At 59.0% G+C, this 25,368-nt stretch carries 20 protein-coding genes; 10 read left to right on the forward strand and 10 right to left on the reverse strand.

What is annotated here, in order from left to right; all coding sequences use genetic code 11:
* The first annotated feature begins 166 nt into the window (after positions 1 to 166).
* From ACQRAX_RS14040 to ACQRAX_RS14050, 3 genes are all read left to right on the forward strand, one after another.
* Positions 167 to 655, forward strand: a complete 489-nt coding sequence (locus ACQRAX_RS14040) for a DUF3015 domain-containing protein (protein WP_412038500.1) — start codon at positions 167 to 169, stop codon at positions 653 to 655.
* A 77-nt stretch (positions 656 to 732) separates the two neighbouring features.
* A complete protein-coding gene (locus ACQRAX_RS14045; RefSeq protein ID WP_412038499.1) occupies positions 733 to 2,586 on the forward strand; it encodes a DUF4105 domain-containing protein in 1,854 nt (617 codons plus the stop codon).
* A 123-nt stretch (positions 2,587 to 2,709) separates the two neighbouring features.
* A complete protein-coding gene (locus tag ACQRAX_RS14050) occupies positions 2,710 to 3,207 on the forward strand; it encodes a GreA/GreB family elongation factor (protein WP_412038498.1) in 498 nt (165 codons plus the stop codon).
* On the opposite strand, the gene gdhA is transcribed toward ACQRAX_RS14050, so the two are convergent.
* Positions 3,204 to 4,541, reverse strand: a complete 1,338-nt coding sequence (gdhA, locus tag ACQRAX_RS14055) for an NADP-specific glutamate dehydrogenase (RefSeq protein WP_412038497.1) — start codon at positions 4,539 to 4,541, stop codon at positions 3,204 to 3,206. The two genes, ACQRAX_RS14050 and gdhA, sit on opposite strands and share 4 nt — an antisense overlap.
* A gap of 184 nt (positions 4,542 to 4,725) precedes the next feature.
* On the reverse strand, positions 4,726 to 6,390 hold the full coding sequence (ettA, locus tag ACQRAX_RS14060; protein WP_028944037.1) for an energy-dependent translational throttle protein EttA: 1,665 nt from the start codon (positions 6,388 to 6,390) through the stop codon (positions 4,726 to 4,728).
* Between the two features lie 267 nt (positions 6,391 to 6,657).
* Here ettA and ACQRAX_RS14065 point away from each other — a divergent pair, with 267 nt between their 5' ends.
* On the forward strand, positions 6,658 to 10,485 hold the full coding sequence (locus ACQRAX_RS14065) for a bifunctional diguanylate cyclase/phosphodiesterase (RefSeq protein WP_412038496.1): 3,828 nt from the start codon (positions 6,658 to 6,660) through the stop codon (positions 10,483 to 10,485).
* 189 nt (positions 10,486 to 10,674) lie between these two features.
* Complete coding sequence (gene glyA / locus ACQRAX_RS14070; protein ID WP_412038495.1) at positions 10,675 to 11,928, forward strand: serine hydroxymethyltransferase; 1,254 nt, start codon at positions 10,675 to 10,677, stop codon at positions 11,926 to 11,928.
* A 66-nt stretch (positions 11,929 to 11,994) separates the two neighbouring features.
* On the opposite strand, the gene yjiA is transcribed toward glyA, so the two are convergent.
* From yjiA to ACQRAX_RS14085, 3 genes are all read right to left on the reverse strand, one after another.
* Positions 11,995 to 12,966 carry a GTPase gene (yjiA, locus tag ACQRAX_RS14075; RefSeq protein ID WP_412038494.1) on the reverse strand — a complete coding sequence of 324 codons (972 nt, stop codon included), beginning with the start codon at positions 12,964 to 12,966 and terminating at the stop codon, positions 11,995 to 11,997.
* Positions 12,967 to 13,051: 85 nt separating this feature from the next.
* Entirely contained in the window at positions 13,052 to 13,249 is a 198-nt protein-coding gene (locus ACQRAX_RS14080) for a YbdD/YjiX family protein (RefSeq protein WP_130263046.1), read from the reverse strand.
* A gap of 18 nt (positions 13,250 to 13,267) precedes the next feature.
* The gene (locus ACQRAX_RS14085; RefSeq protein WP_412038493.1) at positions 13,268 to 15,334 is read right to left on the reverse strand and encodes a carbon starvation CstA family protein; all 2,067 of its coding nucleotides are present in this window, start codon (positions 15,332 to 15,334) and stop codon (positions 13,268 to 13,270) included.
* A gap of 182 nt (positions 15,335 to 15,516) precedes the next feature.
* On the opposite strand from ACQRAX_RS14085, the gene ACQRAX_RS14090 reads away from it, so the two are divergent.
* Entirely contained in the window at positions 15,517 to 15,882 is a 366-nt protein-coding gene (locus ACQRAX_RS14090) for a PilZ domain-containing protein (protein WP_412038492.1), read from the forward strand.
* Between the two features lie 262 nt (positions 15,883 to 16,144).
* Positions 16,145 to 17,665 carry a nucleobase:cation symporter-2 family protein gene (locus ACQRAX_RS14095; protein WP_412038491.1) on the forward strand — a complete coding sequence of 507 codons (1,521 nt, stop codon included), beginning with the start codon at positions 16,145 to 16,147 and terminating at the stop codon, positions 17,663 to 17,665.
* A gap of 69 nt (positions 17,666 to 17,734) precedes the next feature.
* On the opposite strand, the gene radA is transcribed toward ACQRAX_RS14095, so the two are convergent.
* Positions 17,735 to 19,102 carry a DNA repair protein RadA gene (gene radA, locus ACQRAX_RS14100; RefSeq protein ID WP_412038490.1) on the reverse strand — a complete coding sequence of 456 codons (1,368 nt, stop codon included), beginning with the start codon at positions 19,100 to 19,102 and terminating at the stop codon, positions 17,735 to 17,737.
* A gap of 176 nt (positions 19,103 to 19,278) precedes the next feature.
* Here radA and mscL point away from each other — a divergent pair, with 176 nt between their 5' ends.
* Complete coding sequence (gene mscL / locus ACQRAX_RS14105) at positions 19,279 to 19,692, forward strand: large-conductance mechanosensitive channel protein MscL (protein ID WP_412038489.1); 414 nt, start codon at positions 19,279 to 19,281, stop codon at positions 19,690 to 19,692.
* Positions 19,693 to 19,742: 50 nt separating this feature from the next.
* Here the strand turns inward: mscL and ACQRAX_RS14110 are convergent, their stop codons facing one another.
* Positions 19,743 to 20,519 carry a ferredoxin--NADP reductase gene (locus ACQRAX_RS14110; RefSeq protein WP_412038488.1) on the reverse strand — a complete coding sequence of 259 codons (777 nt, stop codon included), beginning with the start codon at positions 20,517 to 20,519 and terminating at the stop codon, positions 19,743 to 19,745.
* A gap of 118 nt (positions 20,520 to 20,637) precedes the next feature.
* Here ACQRAX_RS14110 and ACQRAX_RS14115 point away from each other — a divergent pair, with 118 nt between their 5' ends.
* Entirely contained in the window at positions 20,638 to 21,414 is a 777-nt protein-coding gene (locus ACQRAX_RS14115; RefSeq protein ID WP_412038487.1) for an autoinducer binding domain-containing protein, read from the forward strand.
* A gap of 87 nt (positions 21,415 to 21,501) precedes the next feature.
* Entirely contained in the window at positions 21,502 to 22,626 is a 1,125-nt protein-coding gene (locus tag ACQRAX_RS14120) for a methyltransferase (RefSeq protein WP_412038486.1), read from the forward strand.
* Between the two features lie 81 nt (positions 22,627 to 22,707).
* Here the strand turns inward: ACQRAX_RS14120 and ACQRAX_RS14125 are convergent, their stop codons facing one another.
* Genes ACQRAX_RS14125 through ACQRAX_RS14135 form a run of 3 tightly spaced genes read right to left on the reverse strand, consistent with a single transcriptional unit; the run spans position 22,708 to position 25,325 of the window.
* Positions 22,708 to 22,863 carry a DUF2474 domain-containing protein gene (locus tag ACQRAX_RS14125; RefSeq protein WP_045187930.1) on the reverse strand — a complete coding sequence of 52 codons (156 nt, stop codon included), beginning with the start codon at positions 22,861 to 22,863 and terminating at the stop codon, positions 22,708 to 22,710.
* A gap of 11 nt (positions 22,864 to 22,874) precedes the next feature.
* Positions 22,875 to 23,882 carry a cytochrome d ubiquinol oxidase subunit II gene (cydB, locus tag ACQRAX_RS14130; RefSeq protein WP_412038485.1) on the reverse strand — a complete coding sequence of 336 codons (1,008 nt, stop codon included), beginning with the start codon at positions 23,880 to 23,882 and terminating at the stop codon, positions 22,875 to 22,877.
* A 3-nt stretch (positions 23,883 to 23,885) separates the two neighbouring features.
* Entirely contained in the window at positions 23,886 to 25,325 is a 1,440-nt protein-coding gene (locus tag ACQRAX_RS14135) for a cytochrome ubiquinol oxidase subunit I (RefSeq protein WP_412038484.1), read from the reverse strand.
* Between the last annotated feature and the right edge of the window lie 43 nt (positions 25,326 to 25,368).

Below are 25,368 nucleotides of genomic sequence, written 5' to 3' on the forward strand. Positions count from 1 at the left end.
TATTCTCATGCAATTTTTGGCAATAAATCACGGAACCCTTAGATCGTGCCTAAACTCCATTACTGCGCGGCTGGGTAAACAACCGACCCGCCCCTGGCAAACGCTCCCGCAGCCATGCCAGACAACCCTGACCTTTGGTATGTACGACTAGAAAGAGAACAACGCTATGAAACGGATTCTTCTGGGTACTCTGTTCACCGCGGTATCACTCAATGCCATGGCTCAGGCCCCTGGCGGACCGGACTGCGGCTGGGGCAACATGCTGTTCGAGGGCCAACGCGGTACCCCGGCCCACTTCCTCGCATCCACCACCAACGGCACCTCCGGCAACGCGACCTTCGGCATGACCTCGGGCACTAACGGCTGCTCGACCAACTCGGCGCTGACCTACGGTGGTAAATCCTGGTTTGCCATGAACGGCATGATGAACGAGCTTTCCGAAGACATGGCCATGGGCAAAGGCGAAGCGCTGACCACCTATGCCGTGGTGCTCGGTGTCGCGCCAGAAGACCGCGCGCACTTCGCCGCTGTCACTCACCAGCACTTCCAGGAAATCTTCAAGACTGCGGATGTGACCGCCGAAGATGTGCATAGCAACACCCTGGCGGTGCTGAAAAGCGATCCACGCCTGGCCAAATACGCCACCCAAGCTTAAGCTCGGCCCACCCGCCCCCTGACCGGGGCGGGTTGTTTCCTGCCTCTATCGGCATCATTCAGACTTAGTTGCCCGACATGCTCAAACGCCTTGCCTACCTGGCGCTCTGTGCCTGCGCCCCGCTGCATGCTGCACCCTCGTTCGATGACGCGCGTCTGGCGCAACTGGCGGCTGAGCGCTACTGGATTTCCCTGGGTCACTACGAGACGGCCAAGCTTGGTGGCTGGCGCAGCTATGTCGATGACCGGCGCTTCTTTCTTGCCGAAGACGGCGCCCACCATCCCGATCAAGAGCTAAGGGCCACGGTAAATGCGCTTTACGCACCGGCCAGTCTCGGCGACAAACATGCTCAATGTGTATTCCCCGCACGAACGCGCTGGCTGCGTGAACAACTGCAACTCGATGACCTGCCCGCACCTGATTGCAAGGAATTCACCCAGTGGTACCAGGACGTCTCGCCGCATAGCGCGGTAATGATCTTCCCTGCCGCCTACCTCAACAGCCCTTCGTCGATGTTCGGCCATACCTTGCTGCGCATCGACCAGGCTGACGTGCAGAGCAACGACACCGCCCTGCTCAGCTATGCGATCAACTTCGGGGCCTACATCGAAGGCAACGACAACAGCATTCTCTACGCCTGGAAAGGCCTGATGGGCGGCTATCCGGGCCTGTTCGCCCTGGTGCCTTATCAGGAAAAACTCTCTGAGTACCGCAGCCTGGAAAACCGCGACCTGTGGGAGTACCGGCTGAACCTGACGCCGGAAGAAACCGGGCGCATGGTCGAACATATCTGGGAGCTCAAGCAGATCCAGTTCGACTATTTCTTCTTCGATGAAAACTGCTCCTACCGATTGCTCGAACTGCTCCAGGTGGCCCGTCCGAATCTGGACCTGACTTCACAGTTCCCGCTGACCGCAATCCCCACTGATACCGTCAAGGCAGTCAAACAGTCAGGCCTGGTGGAACGCATCGACTATCGCCCATCGCGTGAGCGTGAGCTGCTGGAGCGCGCCAAGCCGCTCAATACCGATGAGCAGCAACAAGTGCTGACGGTCAGTGCCGACACGGCCTACCTGCAAAACCCCGAGTTCACCGCCCTGCCCCGCGACCGTCAGGCGCTGGTGCAGGACGCTGCCTACCGTCTTGAACGCTACCGGGCCAACGGTCAGGCACGCGATCCGGCACGTACCCAGCGCAGCTTCGAACTGCTGCGGGCGATCAACCGTAACCCGCCCCCAGCGCTCAACATCGAACGCCCAGGCTTACCCGAAGACGGCCACCAGTCGCGCACCTGGCAGCTTGGCGCTGGCACCCGTGAAGATCGCGCCTTTGCCGAGTACGGCCTGCGCATGGCCTATCATGACCTCAACGACAACAGTGAAAGTTTCCCCCTGGGTGCACAGATCGAGATCCTCCAGCTCAAAGTGCGCCAGTACGAAAACAACGACTGGCAGGTGCAGCGCTTTGACCTCGCCACCATCCGCTCCCTGACCCCGCGTAACGACCTGCTGCAACCCTGGTCGTGGCAGGTTACCGGTGGTCTGGAGCGTGTGCTGGGCAAGCATGAAGACGAAGTGTTGGTCAGTCACGTCAATGGTGGCGCGGGCGGCACCTGGCAACTGGCTGACGACATGCTCGGTTTTGCGCTGGGTACGGTACGGGTCGAACACAACAATGACTTTGCCGAGTTCATCTCCCCGGCTGCCGGCTTCAACACCGGCCTGCTGTGGCGCAATCCACTCGGCACCCTGAGCCTGGAAGCCAAAGGCGATTACTTCACCAATGGCGAGGTGCGCCGTAGCCTGAGCTTGAATCAGCAATGGGAGCTATCCCGAGACCTGGGCTTGAGGCTGAGCGCCAAGCGCGACTTCAGCCAACTGGCAACAGCGCAGAACGAGGTGATGCTGGAGCTGAAGTGGTATCACTATTAGTGAGCCGCAAGTGTCAAGCACTACGCTGCAAGAAGAAGCATTACGAGACAGGCTGGCCGACTGCACTTTGCGTCGCACTGCCAATAGCTTGAAGCTTGGAGCTTAAAACCTGGAGCTTTAGATATGAGCCGAGCATTCGTCAACGAAGATCACGCCGCCGACCAGGCTGACCAGCCGGTGGAGCGTAAAGTCAGCGAACAGCCCAACTATGTCACTGCCCAAGGTCTGGACCAGTTGCAACAACGGGTCCACGCGCTGAATGCGCAGCGCAACGAACTGCAGGCTCAAGGCGAACACGCCGACAAGCAACGTCTGGCCGACACTGAGCGCGACCTGCGTTACTACACCGCTCGCGTGCAGAGTGCCCTGGTTGTGCCTAAGGCAAGCGCTGTGGATAAAGTGCAGATTGGCAGCCGGGTGACCTACCTCGATGAACACAACCAGCAGCATGAAGTGCAACTGGTAGGCGAAGATCAGGCCGATGCCGCCCATGGCCTGATCAACTGGGGTTCACCGCTGGGGCGGGCACTACTGGGCGCTGCGCCCAGTGACGAAGTGCTGTGGCGACGACCGGCAGGGGATCTGTCGATCGAGATCGTCGCCATTAGCCCAGAGGCTTAGACCACGCCCTGCGCCAGCATCGCATCAGCGACTTTGACGAAACCGGCGATGTTGGCGCCTTTGACGTAGTTGATCCGGCCGTTCTCTTCGCCGTAATGCACACAGGCATGGTGGATCGACTGCATGATGTTGTGCAGCTTGCTGTCCACCTCGCCCGCCGTCCACAGCAGACGCATGGCGTTCTGTGACATTTCCAGACCGCTCACCGCCACGCCGCCGGCGTTGGACGCCTTGCCCGGAGCGAAGAGGATGCCAGCCTCGATAAAGATATCCACAGCGTCGAGGGTGGTCGGCATGTTGGCGCCTTCAGCTACGCAGATGCAGCCGTTGCGCAGCAGGGTGCGAGCATCTTCGCCGTTGAGTTCGTTCTGGGTCGCGCATGGCAAAGCGATATCGCACGCCAGGCTCCATGGCGTCTGCCCCTTGCGGAACTCCAGAGCAAAACGCTCAGCCAGCTCGCTGATGCGGCCACGCTTGACGTTCTTCAACTCCATCAGTGCATCCCACTGCTCGTCGGTCATGCCGGCTTCGCAGAACAGGGTGCCTTCGGAGTCGGACAGCGAGATGACCTTGCCGCCCAGATCCATGACCTTGCGCGCCGCATATTGAGCGACGTTGCCAGAGCCGGAAATCGCCACGCGGCGACCATCAATACGCAGGTCCTGACGCTTGAGCATTTCTTCGGCGAAGTACACGCAACCGTAGCCTGTGGCTTCCGGGCGAATCAGGCTACCGCCGTAGGTCATGCCCTTGCCGGTCAGTACCGAGGTGAACTGGTTGGCCAAGCGCTTGTACTGGCCGAACATGAAGCCGATCTCGCGCGCACCGACGCCGATATCACCGGCAGGTACGTCCAGGTCAGCGCCGATGTGGCGGTACAGCTCGCTCATGAAGGCCTGGCAGAAGCGCATGACTTCAGCATCACTCTTGCCCTTCGGATCGAAGTCCGAGCCGCCTTTGCCACCGCCCATAGGCAGCGAAGTCAGGGAGTTCTTGAAGACTTGCTCGAAGGCCAGGAACTTCAGTACACCTAGGTTCACCGAAGGATGGAAACGCAGACCGCCTTTGTACGGGCCGATGGCGCTGCTCATCTGGATGCGATAGCCGCGGTTGACCTGGACCTTGCCCGCATCATCAACCCACGACACACGGAACAGGATCGCGCGCTCGGGCTCGACCATACGTTCGAGAATGCCGTCCTGAAGGTAATGAGGATTGGCCTCAAGGAAAGGCCAGAGGCTGCGCAACACTTCTTCGACTGCCTGGTGGAATTCAGGCTGGGCCGGATCGCGTTGTTTCAGGCGCGCGAGGAAATCTTCGACAGATTCGATCATGGAGACATTCACCAGAGAGAGTTGGACTTATTGGTTTTTTTCGGACTTTACCAAGAACCACTCGCACCGGAACAGGGCGATATGTCGTTTTTATGAAATTAAATGGTGCATTTGTATAAGTGTATACATTTAAACCGAAAAAAACGGGGCCATAGGGCCCCGTCGTTGTGCAAAACCGTAAAGGTTATGCCAGTTTTTTGTGCCGTACCCGGTGAGGCTGGGCAGCGGCTTCGCCGAGACGCTTCTTGCGATCAGCTTCGTACTCGGTGTAGTTGCCTTCGAAGAACACCGCTTGCGAATCATCTTCGTAAGCCAGGATGTGGGTGGCCACACGGTCCAGGAACCAGCGATCGTGAGAGATCACAATGGCCGCGCCCGGGAAATCCAGCAGGGCTTCTTCCAACGAACGCAGGGTTTCTACGTCGAGGTCGTTGGACGGTTCGTCGAGCAGCAGGACGTTGCCGCCCTCTTTGAGGGTCAGCGCCAGGTGCAGGCGGCCGCGCTCACCGCCAGAGAGGTCCTTGACGAACTTCTGCTGGTCGCCACCTTTGAAGTTGAAGCGACCAACGTAGGTACGCGACGGAATCTCGTAGGTGCCGATACGCAGTTGGTCGGAACCGTCGGAGATTTGCTGGAACACGGTCTTGCTGCCGTCCAGGTCTTCGCGGCTCTGGTCAACACAGGCCAGTTGCACGGTTTCACCGATCTCGATGCTGCCCGAGTCCGGTTGTTCCTTGCCCATCAGCATGCGGAACAGGGTCGACTTACCGGCACCGTTACCGCCGATCACGCCGACGATGGCACCTTTGGGCATGCTGAACGACAGGTTGTCGATCAGCACGCGATCGCCGTAGCCTTTAGTGACGTTCTTGAACTCGATGACCTTGTCACCCAGACGCGGACCGGCCGGGATGTAGATCTCGTTGGTTTCGCTGCGCTTCTGGAATTCCTGCGACTGCATTTCTTCGAAGCGTTGCAGACGGGCCTTGGACTTGGACTGACGGGCTTTGGCGCCTTTGCGCACCCACTCCAGCTCTTCCTTCATGGCCTTTTCATGGGCCGACTGCTGCTTGGATTCCTGGGCCAGACGATCGGACTTGGCTTCCAGCCACCCCGAGTAGTTGCCTTCGTACGGGATACCGGCGCCACGGTCGAGTTCGAGGATCCAGCCCGCGACGTTGTCGAGGAAGTAACGGTCGTGGGTAATCGCTACCACGGTGCCCGGGAAGTCGTGGAGGAAATGCTCCAGCCAAGCGACGGAGTCGGCATCCAGGTGGTTGGTTGGTTCGTCGAGCAGAAGCATGTCAGGGGCCGACAGCAGCAGGCGGCATAGAGCCACACGGCGTTTTTCACCCCCAGACAGGTGTTCGACCTTGGCGTCCCAGGCTGGCAGACGCAGAGCATCGGCGGCGACTTCGAGCTGGCGCTCCAGGTTGTGACCGTCGCTGGCCTGCAGGATGGCTTCAAGCTTGGCCTGTTCGGCAGCCAGCTTGTCGAAGTCGGCATCGGGTTCGGCGTAAGCGGCGTAAACTTCGTCCAGGCGAGCCTGGGCGTCCTTGATCACGCTGACCGCCTCTTCAACCACTTCGCGCACGGTCTTGGTCGGGTCCAGCTGCGGTTCCTGTGGCAGGTAACCGATGTTCAGGTCCGGCATCGGACGGGCTTCACCGTCGAACTCTTTGTCGACGCCGGCCATGATTTTGAGCAGGGTGGATTTACCCGAGCCGTTCAGGCCGAGCACGCCGATCTTGGCGCCGGGGAAAAACGACAGGGAGATGTTCTTCAAAATTTCCCGCTTCGGTGGGACAACTTTGCCCAGCCGATGCATGGTGTAGACGTATTGAGCCATGGAAAAACCTAGCGTCAGAGACGAAAAAATGAGCGCGAAACAGATGAAGGGAGCCGCAGCCCCCAGGAAAGGGCCAAAGCTACCGCAATGCGCCTTGTTGGGCAAACCGCCGACGAACAGGGCTGGCACTTTGCCATAATTGCGGGCATGCTAGCCGCCCTCTGGGCGTCGGGCTTATAGTACGAGGCCAGAGTAGCCGCCAGGACCGCGGCACATGCCAACCCGCAGCTCAAAACCTGCCATCCAGCCATACCGCAGGATCATCGTTTGACCAATCTCATTCAGCCGACATCCCTGCGCAAACCGTCCACCGCGCCCGGCTCTGCATTGCGTGGTTCGTTAAAAAGCGCGCTGGCCCTGTTGGTCCTGTTGTTACTCGGCCTGCTGCTCTGGCAACTGCTCGACCAGTACCGCCACACCCAAGCCGACCAATACCAGCACAGCGTCGATGCCAGTGCCGAGTTGGCAGACCACCTGGCCCTGAACATGTCGCTCAAGGCGCAGGTCGCCCATACGATTGTTCAGCCTTACCATTCGTCGCCAAGCCCTGCGCAACTGTCTGAGATACTCACTCAATTACAGAAGCAGATGCCAACCTTGCAAAGCCTGGCCTGGATCGACACAGGTGGCGATGTGGTCGCTGACAGCCTCGGTCAAGCCCCGGACCGCAGTGCACTGAAAACCTTGTGGCAACTGAGTCAGGGCCGCCATTTCTACTACAGCAACACGCCGGACAATCAGCAGATCTACCTGCTGCTCCGTCAGCCTGGCGATACCCCAGGCTATTGGCTGCTGCGCCTGGACTCGGCGTACTACAGCGAGCTGACTTCACACCTGGACCGCCCCAACCACCCCTTGTGGCTCCTGGAAAACAGCCGTACCGGTGAGGTCATCAATCGCCACCAACCTGCGCCAGGCAGTGACGAACCGCTGCAAAGCGTCATGTTGGCGTTCCTCGACAACAGTACCTGGCAGCTTCGTGGCTTGTTCGATGCTGGACTGGCGCGCCAACAGTTGCTGCCGGCATTGATCGGCAAGTGCCTGCTCGGCTTGTTCTGCGCCTTGATCCCCCTGCTCGCCTTGATCAACATGCGCCGCCGACATCGCATGCTGCATGAAAGCCGTCGGCGCTATCACGATATTTTCGAAGGCACTGGCGTTGCCCTGTGCGTGCTGGACCTCTCCGGTTTGCCTACCCAGTTCGAACGGCACCGCCTGCGCAATCGTCAGGCCCTGCAGCAACGCCTGGCTTTCGACAGCTCCCTGCGGCGTACCTTGCTGCAAGAATTGAAAGTCACCGAGGTCAACCAGGTGGCGCTGCAACTGCTCGGCGTCAACTGCTGTAATGAAGCCTGGCGACGCCTGGTGGAAGGCACTGGCGCCGGTAGCCATGGCATCGGTATGCAGTTGCTTGAAGCAGTGTTGGACAACCAGCAGCAGCTGGAATTGGAAGTCTGCCTGCCGATCACCGATGGCCAGGACGTGCACCTCTGGCTGATGGTGAAGTTCCCCGAGCAGCGTCGCGACTATGAGGCGGTCATCCTCAGCATCAGCGACATCACCAGCCGCAAACAGGTGGAGCTGTCTTTGCTTGAGCGCGAAAGCTTCTGGTCGGACGTCGTGCGTACCGTACCTGACCAGCTCTACGTGCAGGATGTGCAAACCAAGCGAATGATCTTCAGTAACCGCAACCTGGGCCAGACCCTGGGTTACGAGCGCGCGCAACTGGCACAGATGGGTGAACGATTCTGGGAGACTCTTTTGCACCCGGACGACGCTCAACTGTATCGTCACAACCGTGAACAGTTGCTCAACTCAGACGGTGCCGAGCAATTGCATTGCCAGTTACGTTTCCTTCATCTCGATCAGCGCTGGCGGCGTTTCGAAATCCGCGAACAAGCACTGACCCGCGATGCCCAAGGCGTGGTCACCCGCATTATCGGCGTGGGCAAGGACGTCACCGATCAGATCGAGGCCAGCGAATCCCTGCGCGACAGCGAACAGCGCTACCGCATGCTCGCCGAAAGCATCAGCGACGTGATTTTCTCCACTGACAGCCTGCTACAGCTCAACTATGTCAGCCCATCGGTACAGACGGTGCTTGGCTATGAAGTCAACTGGATCTTCGACAATGGCTGGCATTCGACCATCGCCAACCCGGCACAGCTGACCGGCATTTATGCCCTGATCGAACGGGTCAATCGAGCCTTGGGCAACCCCGAACTATTGGAGCAACTGCGCATGCAGCTGCCCAATCAGCTGTTCCTGTTCGACTGCCTGCGCGCCGATGGGCGCAAGATTCCTATCGAATTGCGTTTGGTACTGGTTTGGGACGATCACGAACGCTTCGAAGGGATCCTCGGTGTCGGTCGCGACATCAGCCAGCAGCGGCGCGCCGAAAAAGACCTGCGCATGGCTGCCACGGTTTTCGAACACTCGACTTCGGCCATCCTCATCACCGACCCCGCAGGCTATATCGTCCAGGCCAACGAAGCGTTCAGCCGGGTCAGCGGCCACGCAGTGGCCGATGTGCTCGATCAGTTGCCAAGCATGCTCACCGTGGACGAGCATCAGGAAGCCCACCTGCGCTATGTGCTCAAGCAGCTCAGCCAACGCGGCACCTGGGAAGGTGAAGTCTGGCTCAAACGCCGTAATGGCGAGCATTACCCCGCCTGGGTCGGCATCACTGCTGTACTTGATGATGAAGGCGACCTGGCCAGCTACGTGTGCTTCTTCACCGACATCAGTGAACGCAAGGCCAGTGAGCAACGGATTCATCGCCTGGCTTACTACGATGCCCTGACCCACCTGCCCAACCGCACCCTGTTCCAGGACCGTCTGCACACAGCCCTGCAACAGGCCGAACGGCAAAAGGCCTGGGTGGTGCTGATGTTCCTCGACCTGGACCGGTTCAAACCGATCAACGATTCGCTCGGGCATGCCGCCGGCGACCGGATGCTCAAAGACATGGCCGAGCGCCTGCTCGACTGCGTTGATGATGACGACACTGTGGCACGCATGGGCGGCGATGAGTTCACCCTGTTGCTGCAACCGCGGGCAACGCGGCAGATGGCCCTGAACCGTGCCATCCATGTCGCCGAGCAGATTCTCGCCAGCCTGGTGCGGCCGTTCGTCCTGGAAAACCGCGAATTTTTCGTCACTGCCAGCATCGGTATTGCCTTGAGTCCGCAGGACGGCAGCGAGCTCAGCCAATTGATGAAGAACGCCGACACGGCCATGTATCACGCCAAAGAGCGCGGCAAGAACAATTTCCAGTTCTACCAGGCGGACATGAACGCCAGCGCACTGGAACGTCTGGAACTGGAAAGCGACCTGCGCCATGCCCTGGAACAGAACGAATTCATTCTTTACTACCAGCCGCAGTTCAGTGGCGACGGCAAACGCCTGACGGGTGCCGAAGCGCTGTTGCGTTGGCGTCATCCACGTCGTGGGCTGGTACCGCCGGGCGACTTCATTCCGGTGATCGAAGAGCTGGGGCTGGTGGTGGATGTTGGCGACTGGGTGCTCAAGGAGGCCTGTCGCCAGCTCAAAACCTGGCATCAGGCCAAGGTCCGCGTGCCGAAGGTTTCAGTGAACATCTCGGCCCGGCAGTTCTCCGACGGCCAGTTGGGCACACGTATTGCCACCATTCTCAAGGACACCGGTCTGCCGCCGGCATGCCTGGAGCTGGAACTGACCGAAAGTATCCTGATGCGTGAGGTCAACGAGGCCATGGTGATCCTCGACAGCCTGAAGAAACTCGGGCTAAGCATTGCCGTTGATGACTTCGGCACCGGCTACTCGTCGCTCAACTACCTCAAACAATTCCCCATCGACGTACTGAAAATCGACCGCACCTTCGTCGACGGCTTGCCCGAAGGCGAACAGGACGCGCAGATTGCCCGAGCAATCATCGCCATGGCCCATAGCCTCAACCTGGCGGTAATTGCCGAGGGCGTGGAAACCCATGAGCAGCTGGAGTTCCTCCGTGAGCACGGCTGTGACGAAGTACAGGGCTACCTGTTCGGGCGGCCGATGCCGGCCAACCAATTCGAAGCCCAGTTCAGCAACGAAACCTTGTTCATGTTTGAGTAGGCTTGAAGCTACGAGCCATAAGCCACAAGCGGCAAGTGAGATGCGGTGGGTGATCGGCCTTTAGCTCGGCGCTTGCAGCTTGTCGCTCATGAGCCCCATTTGTCTGCGACATGATGCCCTTTCATATGCCAGACAAAAGCTGATGAGGTAGAATGCCCGCCTATTTCAGCACGATCCTTGAGGACCGCCATGTTCAGCCGTGATTTGACCATTGCCAAGTACGACGCCGATCTCTTTGCCGCCATGGAGCAAGAAGCCCAGCGCCAGGAAGAGCACATCGAGCTGATTGCGTCGGAAAACTACACCAGCCCGGCTGTCATGGAAGCCCAAGGCTCGGTTCTGACCAATAAATACGCCGAAGGTTACCCAGGCAAGCGCTACTACGGTGGCTGCGAATACGTCGACGTGGTCGAGCAACTGGCCATCGACCGCGCCAAGGAGCTGTTCGGCGCTGATTACGCCAACGTTCAGCCGCACGCTGGCTCGCAAGCCAACGCTGCCGTTTACCTGGCCCTGCTGTCGGGCGGTGACACCATCCTGGGCATGAGCCTGGCCCACGGTGGTCACCTGACCCACGGTGCCAACGTCAGCTCCTCGGGCAAACTGTACAACGCTGTCCAGTACGGCATCGACGCCAACGGCCTGATCGACTACGACGAAGTCGAGCGTCTGGCTGTCGAGCACAAGCCGAAGATGATCGTTGCCGGTTTCTCCGCTTACTCGCAGATCCTGGACTTCCCACGCTTCCGTGAAATCGCTGACAAGGTCGGTGCCTACCTGTTCGTCGACATGGCCCACGTTGCCGGTCTGGTCGCTGCAGGCGTGTACCCGAACCCAGTACCGTTCGCCGACGTCGTTACCACCACTACCCACAAGACCCTGCGCGGTCCACGTGGCGGTCTGATCCTCGCGCGTGCCAACGCCGAGATCGAAAAGAAGCTGAACTCCGCCGTATTCCCAGGCGCCCAAGGCGGCCCGCTGGAGCACGTCATTGCCGCCAAGGCGATCTGCTTCAAGGAAGCCCTGCAGCCTGAGTTCAAGACTTACCAGCAGCAAGTGGTGAAAAACGCCCAGGCCATGGCTGGCGTGTTCATCGAACGCGGCTTCGACGTGGTTTCCGGTGGCACTGAAAACCACCTGTTCCTGCTCTCGCTGATCAAGCAGGAAATCTCCGGTAAAGACGCCGACGCCGCTCTGGGCAAGGCCTTCATCACCGTCAACAAGAACTCGGTGCCAAACGACCCACGCTCCCCGTTCGTCACTTCCGGCCTGCGCTTCGGCACCCCGGCTGTGACCACTCGTGGCTTCAAAGAAGCAGAGTGTAAAGAACTGGCTGGCTGGATCTGCGACATCCTGGCTGACCTGAACAACGAAGCGGTGATCGACGCCGTTCGCGAGAAGGTCAAGGCCATCTGCGCCAAGCTGCCGGTTTACGGTAAGTAATCGCAGCTGCTAGATGTGGAAAAGCCCGGCCTTGTGCCGGGCTTTTTTGTGCCAGCAATCAAGCCCTCAAGATCGACACAACGCCTCGAATCCTTCACGAATCTTCGCTTCCGGCAAGTCATCGGCAATAAACACCATCACGCTCTCCCTCGCCTCAGCGTCGGCCCACTCTGTGTCCCAGTCGAAACCATAGAGCTTCAACACCCCCTGGAACACCAGACGTCTATCCTCGCCAACAATATTCAACACTCCCTTGTAACGCAGCAGTTGCTTGCCATGGTCTTCGAGCAGTTGGTTCATAAAGTCACTGAGCCGATCGATATCCAACGGCGTATCAGTACGCAGCACCAGGCTGGAAATGCGATCGGGGGTTGTCGACGCTACGACCGGTCGCAAACTCAAGCCGCCACCCACGTCAGCATTGAGGTTGAAACCACGCACATCCAACAGCTCCGCCAAATCGATCTTGCCGTGATCCACTACCCGAATCGGCGCCCGACGGTTGATTCTCCCCAACCGCTCGCTCAGCGCCTGGAAACTATCGCCATCGACCAGGTCGGTTTTGCTCACCAGCAGACGATCGGCAAAACCGACCTGAGCCTGTGCAATGGCTTGGGCCAGGTGTTGTTCGGCATGCGCCGCATCGACCAGGGTGATGATGCCGTCAAGGATGTAGCGCTCCCGCAGCTCTTCATCAATGAAGAAGGTCTGCGCCACCGGCGCCGGATCGGCAAGGCCGGTGCACTCGATTACCAGGCGGTCGAAAGCGATTTCGTCAGCGTCCAGGCGCTCAAGTAGCAGGAACAGGGCGCGGGTCAGGTCACCATGAATGCTGCAACAGACGCAGCCGTTCGCCAGGGTCATGACCTGCACCGGCTCGTCGCCCAACAATTGGCTATCAATGCCGGCATCACTGAATTCGTTTTCGATTACGGCGATCTTCAAGCCATGTTCGGCCTTGAGCAGATGGCGCAGCAAGGTGGTCTTGCCGGCTCCCAGAAAACCGCTGAGTACTGTTACCGGAATGGGCGCGTGCAAACGAAAAATCTCCTCAACTGAAAATGACTGTGGGAGCACGGCAAGCCGGGCTCCCACAGGTTCAACTGCCGTCAGTTACTGTCGTTCAACAGCACTTGGGCCCACCCTTGCCACCGTAACGCGCCTCTTGGCGTTCGCGAAAGAACGCCTCGTAGGTCATTACTGGCTTGTCCGGGTGTTTGGTCTGCATATGCTCGACGTAATTGTCGTAGTCGGGCATACCGACCATCAGGCGGGCTGCCTGCCCCAGGTACTTACCCAGTCGACCGAGATCGTTGAACATCACTGCATTCCTCTTCGGTTACGCATCCGGCAATGCCTGGAACGGGGACTCTTTGTCAGTTCGCTCTTTTTTGTTCAGGGCGCCAATACCGACCTTGAGGGCAAAAAACAGAATACTGAAGACCACGAACAGGAACAGGATGGTCAGACCAGCGTTGGTATAAGCGTTGAAGATCACGTGCTGCATCTGGCCGATGTCTTTGGCCGGAGCCAGTACCTGCCCAGCGTCAAGCGCCGTGCTGTACTTGTTAGCCAAGGCCAGGAAACCGACTGCCGGGTTCGGATCGAACAGTTTGATGAAACCTGCAGTAGTGGTGCAGATCAGCAGCCATACTGCTGGCAGCAGAGTGACCCACATGTAGCGCTGGCGCTTCATCTTGATCAGCACCACGGTGCCAAGCATCAGCGCAATACCGGCGAGCATCTGGTTGGAGATGCCGAACAGCGGCCACAAGGTGTTGATGCCACCCAGCGGATCAATCACACCTTGATACAGCAGGTAACCCCACAGGGCCACGCAACCGGCGGTAGCGAGCAGGTTGGCACCCCACGACTCGGTGCGTTTGAGGGCAGGTACGAAGCTGCCCAACAAGTCTTGAAGCATAAAGCGCCCGGCACGGGTACCGGCGTCCACTGCGGTGAGGATGAACAGCGCCTCAAACAGAATCGCGAAGTGGTACCAGAAGGCCATGGTGTTTTCACCCGGCAGTACCTGGTGAAGGATCTGCGCGATACCCACCGCCAGAGTCGGTGCGCCACCGGCACGGGCGAGGATGGTGTGCTCACCAATGTCTTTGGCCACCGCTTCCAGGGCATCCGGGGTAATCGCAAAGCCCCAACTGCTGACCGTCTGTGCGACGGTGACGACGTCGGAGCCGACCACTGCCGCCGGGCTGTTCATGGCGAAGTACACGCCTGGCTCGATCACCGAGGCGGCAACCATGGCCATGATCGCCACGAACGATTCCATCAGCATGCCGCCGTAACCGATGTAACGGGCGTTGGTTTCGTTATCCAGCAACTTGGGTGTGGTGCCCGAGGAGATCAGCGCATGGAAGCCCGACACCGCGCCACAGGCGATGGTGATGAACAGGAACGGGAACAGGGTACCCTTCCAGACCGGACCGGTACCGTCGGTGAACTGGGTCAACGCCGGCATTTTCAGCTCAGGAGCGATGATCAGGATACCGATGGCCAGGCCAACGATGGTGCCGATCTTGAGGAAGGTCGACAGGTAGTCACGCGGCGCCAGTACCAGCCAGACCGGCAGGACTGCAGCAACAAAGCCGTAGCCGACCAGCATCCAGGTGATCTGCACACCGGTGAAGGTGAATGCCGGGCCCCAGACCGGATCAGCGGCAACCTGGCCCCCCAGCCAGATCGACAGCAACAGCAGCACCACGCCCATCAGCGAGATCTCACCGATGCGGCCCGGGCGGATGTAGCGCATGTAGATACCCATGAACATCGCGATCGGGATGGTCGCCATCACCGTGAACATGCCCCATGGGCTCTCGGCCAGGGCCTTGACCACGATCAGCGCCAGCACCGCAAGGATGATGATCATGATCAGGAAGCAGCCGAACAGGGCGATGGTGCCCGGAATTCGGCCCATTTCCTCACGGACCATGTCACCCAGCGAGCGACCATTGCGGCGAGTGGACAGGAACAGGACCATGAAATCCTGCACCGCACCGGCCAGCACCACGCCGGCAATCAGCCAGAGTGTGCCAGGCAGGTAGCCCATCTGCGCCGCCAGTACCGGACCGACCAACGGGCCGGCGCCGGCAATAGCAGCAAAGTGGTGACCAAAAAGAATGTGTTTGTTGGTCGGAACATAGTCCAGACCATCATTGTTAAGCACCGCCGGGGTGGCCCGACGCGGGTCCAGCTGCATCACCTTGGTGGCAATAAACAGGCTGTAGTAGCGGTAGGCGACCAGGTAGATGGCCACCGAAGCGACGACGATCCACAAGGCGTTGATGGCCTCGCCACGGCGCAGGGCGACCACACCCAGCGCACAGGCTCCTATGACTGCCAGCGCCAGCCACGGAATGTGGCGTAGCAGGCTATTATTGTTGTTCATGGTTTGCTTCCAGCTAGTGGATAAAAGACAGCCTTTCGAGTCTAGCGATCCTGACAGGAAAGACCACCCCCCACGTTGGTCTAGAGCCTTCAACGGGGGCTGAACAAAACTCGTTATGCGCCCTTGCGCGGGCATTGGCAAGTGCTGAGCTATAGTCAGGAAGAACCCCGGAGTGCCTGAACATGAGCGACCACCCAGAACGTCGACGTTTCCAGCGTGTTGCCTTTGATGCCCTCACCGAACTGCGCCAAGGGGAACGGAGCTGGCCGGTCGAGCTGCTTGATCTGTCCTTGAAGGGCCTGCTGGTTAAGTGCCCGGAACCCTGGGACCCCGACCTGACCCAGGATTTTGAGGCCATTGTCCACCTGAGCGAGCAGGCCAAGTTGCAGATGCAGGTCGAGCTACGTCATGAGGAAGGCCATCAGCTGGGTTTTGCCTGCCTGCACATTGATATTGATTCAATGACCCATTTGCACCGTCTGGTGGAGTTGAACTTGGCCGACAGCACCGAAATGATGCGCGAACTGCGAGAATTGATCGAAGTTTAAAATCTTTTAGCCTGCTATCTACTTTCCTGCCCATCGCGTTTCTGTCCATTCGGCCAGCTTTCTTACCCTTCCCGCTAACTCTCACGCAGCCTTGCGAGGCCTGCGCGCGGGCGTTGGAACGATAACTGCATGCAGTATCAAAGCCAATCTGGCTGTCAGACTGTTCCTACGCCAATCTAAAAATTGTATACAATTGTTCTGGCATTGATAGGTAGGACTTGTCTACAGTAGCGCCACAACAATAAAACAGAGACCCCGCCCCATGAATACGTCCTCCCCTAGCACGTCTTCAGCCCCACGTCCCGAAGACGAGAATCTGGGCCTAGGTGCCAACCTGGCGTACGGCCTGCAACACGTTTTGACCATGTATGGCGGTATTGTCGCCGTCCCGCTGATCCTCGGTCAGGCAGCTGGGCTGACACCAGCGGAAATCGGCCTGCTGATCGCTGCATCACTGTTTGCCGGTGGTCTGGCAACCCTGTTGCAAACCCTCGGTCTGCCCTTCTTCGGTTGCCAACTGCCGTTGGTGCAAGGGGTCTCTTTTGCCGGTGTGGCGACCATGGGCGCAATCTTGAGCAGTGAAGGCGGTGGCGGTTTGCCGGGTGTTCTGGGCGCGGTCATGGCGGCGTCCTTCCTTGGCTTTCTGATCACGCCGGTGTTTTCACGAATCACCAAGTACTTCCCGCCGCTGGTGACCGGGATCGTCATCACCACGATCGGCCTGACCCTGATGCCCGTCGCTGCACGCTGGGTAATGGGCGGCAACAGCAAGGCACCGGACTTCGGCAGCATGGCCAACATCGGCCTGGCGGCGCTGACCTTCGTCATCGTACTGGTACTGAGCAAACTGGGCAGCGCGACCATCTCGCGCCTGTCGATCCTGCTGGCCATGGTCATCGGTACTCTGATCGCCTGGTCGCTGGGCATGGCTGACTTCAGCAAGGTACTCGAAGGCCCGATGGTGGCTTTCCCGACGCCGTTCCACTTCGGTATGCCAACCTTCCACATCGCCGCGATCCTGTCGATGTGCATCGTGATCATGGTGACCCTGGTGGAAACCTCGGCGGATATCCTCGCTGTCGGTGAAATCATCGATACCAAGGTTGACTCCAAACGCCTGGGCAATGGCCTGCGTGCTGACATGGCCTCGAGCATCCTGGCGCCAATCTTCGGTTCCTTCACCCAGAGTGCCTTCGCCCAGAACGTCGGCCTGGTCGCCGTGACCGGGGTGAAAAGCCGCTATGTAGTCGCCACTGGCGGAGTGATCCTGGTAGTGCTCGGTCTGCTGCCGATCATGGGCCGGGTGATTGCTGCGGTGCCGACCTCCGTCCTTGGTGGCGCTGGTATCGTCCTGTTCGGTACAGTTGCCGCCAGCGGTATCCGTACCCTGTCCAAGGTCAGCTACAAGAACAACGTCAACCTGATCATCGTCGCCGCCTCCCTGGGCTTTGGCATGATCCCGATTGCTGCACCGAACTTCTACGCGCAGTTCCCCAACTGGTTCGAGACCATCTTCCACTCAGGCATCAGCTCGGCAGCGATCATGGCCATTGTCCTGAACCTGGTGTTCAACCACTTCACCGCCGGCAACTCCGACCAGCAGTCAGTGTTCGCCGCCGCTTACGAACGCACCATCCATTACTCGGATATCTCCGCACTGCGTGACGGTGATTACTTCGAGGATGGCAAGCTGTTCAATGCCGAGGGCAAGGAAGTGCCTGTAATGGGCGAAGGTGAGCACGGCGAACCGCCTCTGCGGCGAGAGACCGTTTCAGAACATTGATCGACCCCACGGCAATTGAAGCTGGGCCGGTGCGCATCACCGGCCCTTTTTGTTTGTCGGCCGTGGCAACTATTCGAACAAGGCGTCCAGCGCCTGCTCCAGACGTGTAACAGCAATGACCTGAAGGCCGGCCGGCGCTTCTTTGGGTGCATTGCCCTTGGGAACGATGGCACGCTTGAAACCATGCTTGGCCGCCTCTTTCAAACGCTCCTGGCCACTGGGCACCGGTCGTACTTCTCCCGATAGGCCAACCTCGCCGAACACCAGCAAGCCATTGTCCAGCGGACGGTTGCGCAGGCTGGACATGATCGCCGCCATCAGCGCCAGATCGGATGCAGTCTCCAGTACCTTGACCCCGCCGACCACGTTGAGGAACACATCCTGGTCATGGGTGGGAATCCCGCCATGGCGGTGCAGCACTGCCAGGAGCATCGCCAGGCGGTTCTGGTCCAGGCCCAAGGTGACCCGACGTGGATTGGACAAATGGCTGTCGTCGACCAAGGCCTGAACTTCCACCAGCATCGGCCGAGTGCCCTCCCAAGTGGCCATGACCACGCTGCCGGGGACTTCTTCCTGGGCGCGGGTCAGAAAGATTGCCGAAGGGTTGGAAACCTCTTTCAAGCCGCGATCGGTCATGCCGAACACGCCCAATTCGTTGACCGCACCAAAGCGGTTCTTCACCGCTCGCAACAAACGCAGGCGGCCATCTGACTCGCCCTCGAAATACAAGACAGTATCGACCATGTGCTCAAGCACCCGTGGCCCCGCCAGTGCGCCTTCTTTGGTGACATGACCGACTAGGAAGATCGCCGTGCCGCTCTGCTTGGCATAACGCACCAGCAGGGCCGCACTTTCGCGGACCTGGGACACTCCGCCGGGGGCTGACTGCAACTGCTCGGTGAAGATGGTCTGGATCGAGTCGATCACCATGACCTTGGGTTTCTCCACTCGCGCCGTAGCGATGATCGCCTCGATGCAGGTCTCGGTCATCACCCGCAACTGATCCTGTGGCAGGCCCAGGCGCCGGGCGCGCATCGCCACCTGCTGCTGGGATTCTTCGCCCGTGACATACAACGCTGGCATGCGCGTGGCGATGGCACATAGGGTCTGCAACAGAATGGTCGATTTGCCGATGCCTGGGTCGCCGCCGATCAATACCACCGAACCGTCGACCAGACCACCGCCCAACACCCTGTCCAGCTCAGCACTGGCGGTGGTGAAGCGCGGAATCTCTTCAACGCTGACTTCGGCCAGGGTCTTGATCTGTGTCTGCTGCCCGGCCCAGCCAGTACGGCCACTGGGCGCTGCAGCCGCGCCACTTTCCAGCACGGTCTCAACCAAGGTGTTCCAGGCGCCGCACTCGCCGCACTGCCCGGCCCATTTCGGAAAGGTCGCGCCGCACTCGGTGCAGCCGTACATGCGCTTGGCCTTGGCCATGGGAGACAGTCCTCGAGAAAAAGGGACCATGATAGCCGACCTGTGTGACCCGGACTGCCACAGAAAACGACAAAACTATTCGATATAACCACAGTCTGTAGCCGCAGCGCGGAGCATGAAGCGCGTAGCTGATTTACACTGCGTTTACCAACCTCATCTGTTACAAGGAATAAACCATGGGCGTGCTCAATGAATTCAAGGCCTTCGCGGTCAAAGGGAATGTGGTCGACATGGCCGTCGGTATCATCATCGGCGCGGCCTTTGGCAAAATCGTTACATCCTTTGTAGGTGATGTGATCATGCCACCGATCGGTATGCTGATCGGCGGCGTCGACTTCAGTGATCTGGTGGTCACCCTTAAAGCTGCCGAAGGGGATATTCCGGCAGTGGTGCTGGCTTACGGCAAGTTCATTCAGACCATTCTTGATTTCGTCATTGTCGCCTTCGCGATCTTCATGGGTGTCAAAGCGATCAATCGACTGAAACGTGAAGAGGCAGAAGCACCAACCCTGCCGCCAGTACCGACCAAGGAAGAAGAGCTGCTCACCGAGATCCGCGACTTGCTCAAATCGCAAAGTCGGCAACCCTGAAGTCCAAAACACAAACGGCGCCTCAAGGCGCCGTTTCTTTCACTGCTGGGTTACCAGTAGTTTTCCACCGCCACCTGCCCAGGCCGGCGGCTCAGGCTCAAATTCAAGCCGCGCTGTTTGAGCACCTGACGCGTGTCATCAATCATTTGTGGGTTACCGCACAGCATCACCCGCGAATGCTCCGGCGTCAGCGCCAACCCGGCAGCCCGCTCCAGCTCACCATTCTCGATCAGGGTGGTGATGCGTTCAGTGAGGGCACCCGGCTGCTGCTCCCGAGTAACCACCGGAATGAACTGCAGCTTGCCCGCGTGTTCCGCCAGGTAATCGCGCTGCTCAAGGCCGGCGATCAGGTCCAGGTAGGCCAGTTCTTTCGCCTCTCGCACCGAATACACCAGCTTGATCGAATCGAAACGCTCCCAGGCTTCGAAGTCCTGCAGGATCGATACGAAAGGAGCAATGCCAGTTCCGGTGGCCAGCAACCACAGATCGCGGCCATCGACAAAACGATCCAGGGTCAGGAAACCGAAGGCCTGCCGATCGATCAGCAAGCTGTCGCCCTCGCTCAAGCGACTCAGTTCACTGGTGAACTCGCCACCCGGCACCACAATAGAGAAGAAATCCAGGTGCTCGTCATGGGGCGCCGAAACCATCGAATAGGCGCGCCAGACCACACTGCCATCGGCTTTGGTCACGCCCAAACGGGCGAACTGACCGGAACGAAAACGCAAGCCCGGATCACGCGTGGTACGCAGGCTGAACAGGCTGGGGGTCAGCGGCTGGACGTCAAGCAACGTCTGACGGGTGAACTTTTCAGCGCTGGCAGTCATGACTTACTCCATCAAACAGATACGCCCAGTGTCGCGCAAACGGCTGCGGATAAACACCGCTGGATTGTAGTGATTTCAAAGAACCTACCGGTCGAAAAATTCGTTCGTTTGTAACGAAATGACCCAGCGCATCTCTAGGATATTTCCTACACTGCGATTTCGGATCCACCTCAGGGAGATTATTGTCATGCCCCATTGGAAGGAAGAGCAGCTGCAACAACTGATGAATGAAACCAATGATCAACGGATGTTCCGCTTGGCGGCATCCTTGGTCGAACAACTAGGGATGGAGTACTTTTCATTCGCCATAAGTAGTCACCTCACGCCACAAAAGGCAACTTTCAGGACCTTCAATACCTATCCCACGGCTTGGAACGAGCGCTACCAGAACTGCAACTACGCCACCATCGACCCGATCATCAGCCATTGTCATACTTCGGCAGAGCCCATTCTCTGGCAGGCTGAGGTCTTCCGAGAGACGCCACAGCTCTGGGAGCATGCCCAACTGCATGGGTTACGATATGGCTGGAGCCAATCGGCACACGACCTACAGAAAAACGAAAGCATCTTGAGCGTGATGCGCAGCCATACCCCCGTGGATACCCCTGAGTTCTACAACAGCGCCGGGCAAATCATCTGGCTGTGCCACCTGCTTCACACGCTGTTGCTTGAACGCCAATCGATCAAACCCTCCCCTGCGCCCCCCCTCTCCCGCCGCGAAACCGAAGTGCTGAAATGGTCCGCTGCAGGCAAAACTGCGGCCGACATTGCCTGCATTCTTACCCTGTCGCAAAGCACAGTAAATTTTCATATCCGCAGCATCATCAGCAAAATGAACGCCAGCAATAAGGCCGGCGCCATTGCCGCTGCCGCCATGAGCGGCCTGTTGGGGTAACCCCTTGGCCGGCAAAGCCCTGTAGAATCATGTTCCTGTAAAGCGCCGCCAATTGCGCCGCGTGATCATGCCCCAGAGCCTTAGTCCATGCCTTTGTTGACCAGCCCCTTCGCCGAACTCGCACTGCTTCGCCAGCCCGAGCAAGCCAATGACCCCTTGCAAGCCTTCGATGCTGCCGACGAGTACCTGCTCGAGCACCTGGCTGACCAAGCACCCAGTGCCAGCACACGGGTGATGGTGCTCAACGATAGCTTTGGTGCGCTGGCCATCAGCCTGAGTCGACATCTACAAGTCTGCAGCAGTGGCGATTCGCACTTGGCCCGCCTGGCACTGGAGAAAAACCTGGTACGCAATGGTCTGGCGTTCGACGCCGTGCCATTCATTCCAGCCAACACCCACTGGCAGGGCCCATTCGATCAGGTGCTGGTGCGCGTACCCAAGACCCTGGCCCTGCTCGAAGAACAACTGATCCGCTTACAGGCTCATCTGGCACCTGGTGCCCAGGTGGTCGCCGGGGCAATGATCAAGCACCTGCCACGTGCCGCAGGTGACTTGCTGGAAAAATACATTGGCCCGGTACAGGCGTCGCTTGCGAAGAAAAAAGCTCGGCTACTGGTCGCAACCTTCGAGCCCAAGCCGGCTGTCAGTTCGCCTTACCCAAGCCGCTACCAACTGGACACTCCGCGCCTGGAACTGCTCAACCATGCCAACGTATTCTGCCGCGAAGGCCTGGACATCGGCACCCGGGCATTCCTGCCACACCTGCCCAATAACCTGGGTTCAGCGCGAGTAGCCGATCTCGGTTGCGGCAACGGCGTATTGGCCATCATTAGTGCTTTGAGCAATCCCCAAGCCCATTACACCCTGGTCGATGAATCCTATATGGCTACCCAGTCGGCCCTGGAGAACTGGCAAGCGGCGCTGGGTGATCGTCAGGTCAGCATTCGCGCCGACGATGGACTGGCAGCCCAGCCCGCGCAGTCCCTGGACATCGTGCTATGCAATCCGCCCTTCCATCAGCAGCAGGTGGTCGGCGATTTCCTCGCCTGGCGCATGTTCCAGCAAGCCCGTGAAGCGTTGGTGGTGGGAGGGGCGCTGTACATCGTCGGTAATCGCCATCTGGGTTACCACAGCAAGCTGGCGCGCTTGTTCCGTGGCGTTGAGCAGGTGGCCGCGACGCCGAAGTTCGTCGTGCTCAAGGCGCGCAAGTAATATTGCTGGGCAAAAAAAACCCTTCGCAACCGAAGTTGCGAAGGGCTGTAAATCCGCGCAAGGCGGGATGGGAAATACTTTTTAGTGGGTGCTCAGGCCGGCCGCAGCCATAAACATGCGCATCAGCCAGGCAACAATTCCCAAGGCCACCACGCTGCCGGCCCAGATCACCACCAGCCAGCCCAGCCGTTTCCACAGCGGCTTTTTCTCTTCATCAAAAGTTGGTTTGCCAGTCATGTCCAGGCCTCCTAGTGGTAGCCATCTTCATGGGTCACCTTGCCGCGGAACACGTAGTAACTCCAGAAGGTGTAACCAAGAATGAACGGGATGATGAACAGCGTCCCCACCAGCATGAAGCCCTGGCTCTGTGGAGGTGCAGCCGCATCCCAGATCGAAATTGAAGGCGGGATGATGTTCGGCCACAGACTGATACCCAAGCCGCTATAGCCGAGAAAAATCAGCACCAGCGTCAACAGGAACGGCGTGTAATGTGCGTTGCGTGCGACAGCCCGTAGCAATCCATAGAGGGTCACCAGCACCAGGATCGGCACCGGCAGGAACCAGAACAGGTTCGGCAGGCTGAACCAGCGTGTGGCGATGTCGGGATGCGCCAGCGGCGTCCAGATGCTGACGATGCCGGTAACCGCCAGCAACACCAGCGCCAAAGGACGGGCCAAGTCGTGCATTTGCAGTTGCAACTTGCCTTCGGTTTTCATGATCAGCCAGGTGCAGCCAAGCAAGGCGTAGGCAACGATCAAGCCGAGGCCGCAGAACAGGCTGAACGGCGTCAGCCAGTCCAGGGAGCCACCGGCATAGCTGCGGTCGACCACCTTGAAGCCTTCGATAAAAGCCCCCAAAGCCACGCCCTGAAAGAAGGTGGCGGCCAGTGACCCGCCGATGAAAGCCTTGTCCCAGAGATGACGCTTGGCGGCCGTGGCCTTGAACCGAAACTCAAAGGCCACGCCGCGGAAGATCAACCCGACGAGCATAAGCATCAATGGCAGGTACAGCGCAGACAGCACCACGGCGTAGGCCAGCGGGAAGGCGCCGAACAGTGCCGCCCCGCCCAGTACCAGCCAGGTTTCATTACCGTCCCAAACGGGAGCGACGGTGTTCATCATCACATCGCGATCCTGCTCGGCCTTGACGAAGGGAAAGAGAATGCCAATCCCCAGGTCGAAGCCATCCATGACCACATACATCATGATCCCGAAAATGATGATCACGGCCCAGATCAGTGGAAGATCAATACCCATGATTCAGTTCCCCTTGTTCAGGCTGGCGTGCTCGCCATCGTCATGATCATCATCGGCCGCCGACAGCGGCCGCGCTGGCGTGCGTTTCTGGCCAGGACCACCGGGGTTGGTTTCATCACCTTCACCGATTTTCGGTCCTTTGCGTACCAGGCGCATCATGTAGCCCAGGCCCGCACCGAACAGGGCGAAGTAGACCACCACGAACATCACTAGCGTCACGCCCAGCTGGGTGTAGCTGTGATTCGAAACCCCGTCGGCAGTACGCATAAGGCCGTAGACCACCCAAGGCTGGCGACCGATTTCAGTGGTGAACCAACCTGCAAGAATCGCGATCAGGCCGGACGGCCCCATCCACAAGGTCAGGTACAGGAACGGCCGCGAACTGTAGAGCTTGTCGCCCTTACGCAACCACAGGCTCCACAGACCAACCAAGATCATCAACATCCCCAGGCCGACCATGACCCGGAACGACCAGAACACCACGGTGGAGTTTGGCCGGTCTTCTTTCGGGAACTCTTTCATCGCCGGGACTTGCTTGTCCAGGCTGTGGGTCAGGATCAGACTCCCCAGTGCCGGGATTTCCACTTTGAAGCGGGTAGTCTCGGCTTCCATGTCGGGAATGCCGAAGAGAATCAGCGGAGTCGGCTCACCCGGCACGTTTTCCCAGTGGCCTTCGATCGCGGCAATTTTCACCGGCTGGTGCTTGAGTGTGTTCAAGCCATGGAAGTCACCAATCACCGCCTGGATTGGCGCGACGATCAGGGCCATCCACATCGCCATCGAGAGCATCTTGCGAATTGCCGGGTTATCCCGACCACGCAGCAGGTGCCAGGCGGCCGAGGCGCCGACGAAAAACGCGGTGGCCACAAATGCGGCAGTGGCCATGTGTGCGAGTCGGTACGGGAACGACGGGTTGAAGATCACCGCGAACCAGTCCACCGGGATCACCACACCGTTGACGATCTCGTAGCCCTGCGGCGTCTGCATCCAACTGTTGGAAGCCAGAATCCAGAAGGTCGAAATGATCGTGCCGATGGCCACCATGACCGTGGCGAAGAAGTGCAGGCCACGACCGACACGGTTCCAGCCAAAAAGCATGACGCCGAGAAAGCCCGCCTCGAGGAAGAAGGCGGTGAGTACTTCATAGGTCAGTAGCGGCCCGGTGATGGAGCCGGCAAAGTCGGAAAACTTGCTCCAGTTGGTACCGAACTGGTAGGCCATGACCAAACCGGACACCACCCCCATGCCGAAGTTGACGGCAAAGATCTTCGACCAGAAATGGTAAAGGTCACGGTAAACACTGTTGTTGGTTTTTAGCCACAAGCCTTCGAGCACCGCCAGGTAACTCGCCAGGCCAATGGTGATAGCCGGGAAAAGGATGTGAAAGGACACGGTAAACGCGAACTGAATTCGGGCGAGATCTAGAGCCTCTAATCCGAACATAGTGCTTCCTCTGTCAGGTATTCCGGCGTCAGGCGATGGGCCT

The sequence above is a fragment of the Pseudomonas sp. UM16 genome (assembly GCF_050312595.1).
Classification (GTDB): domain Bacteria; phylum Pseudomonadota; class Gammaproteobacteria; order Pseudomonadales; family Pseudomonadaceae; genus Aquipseudomonas.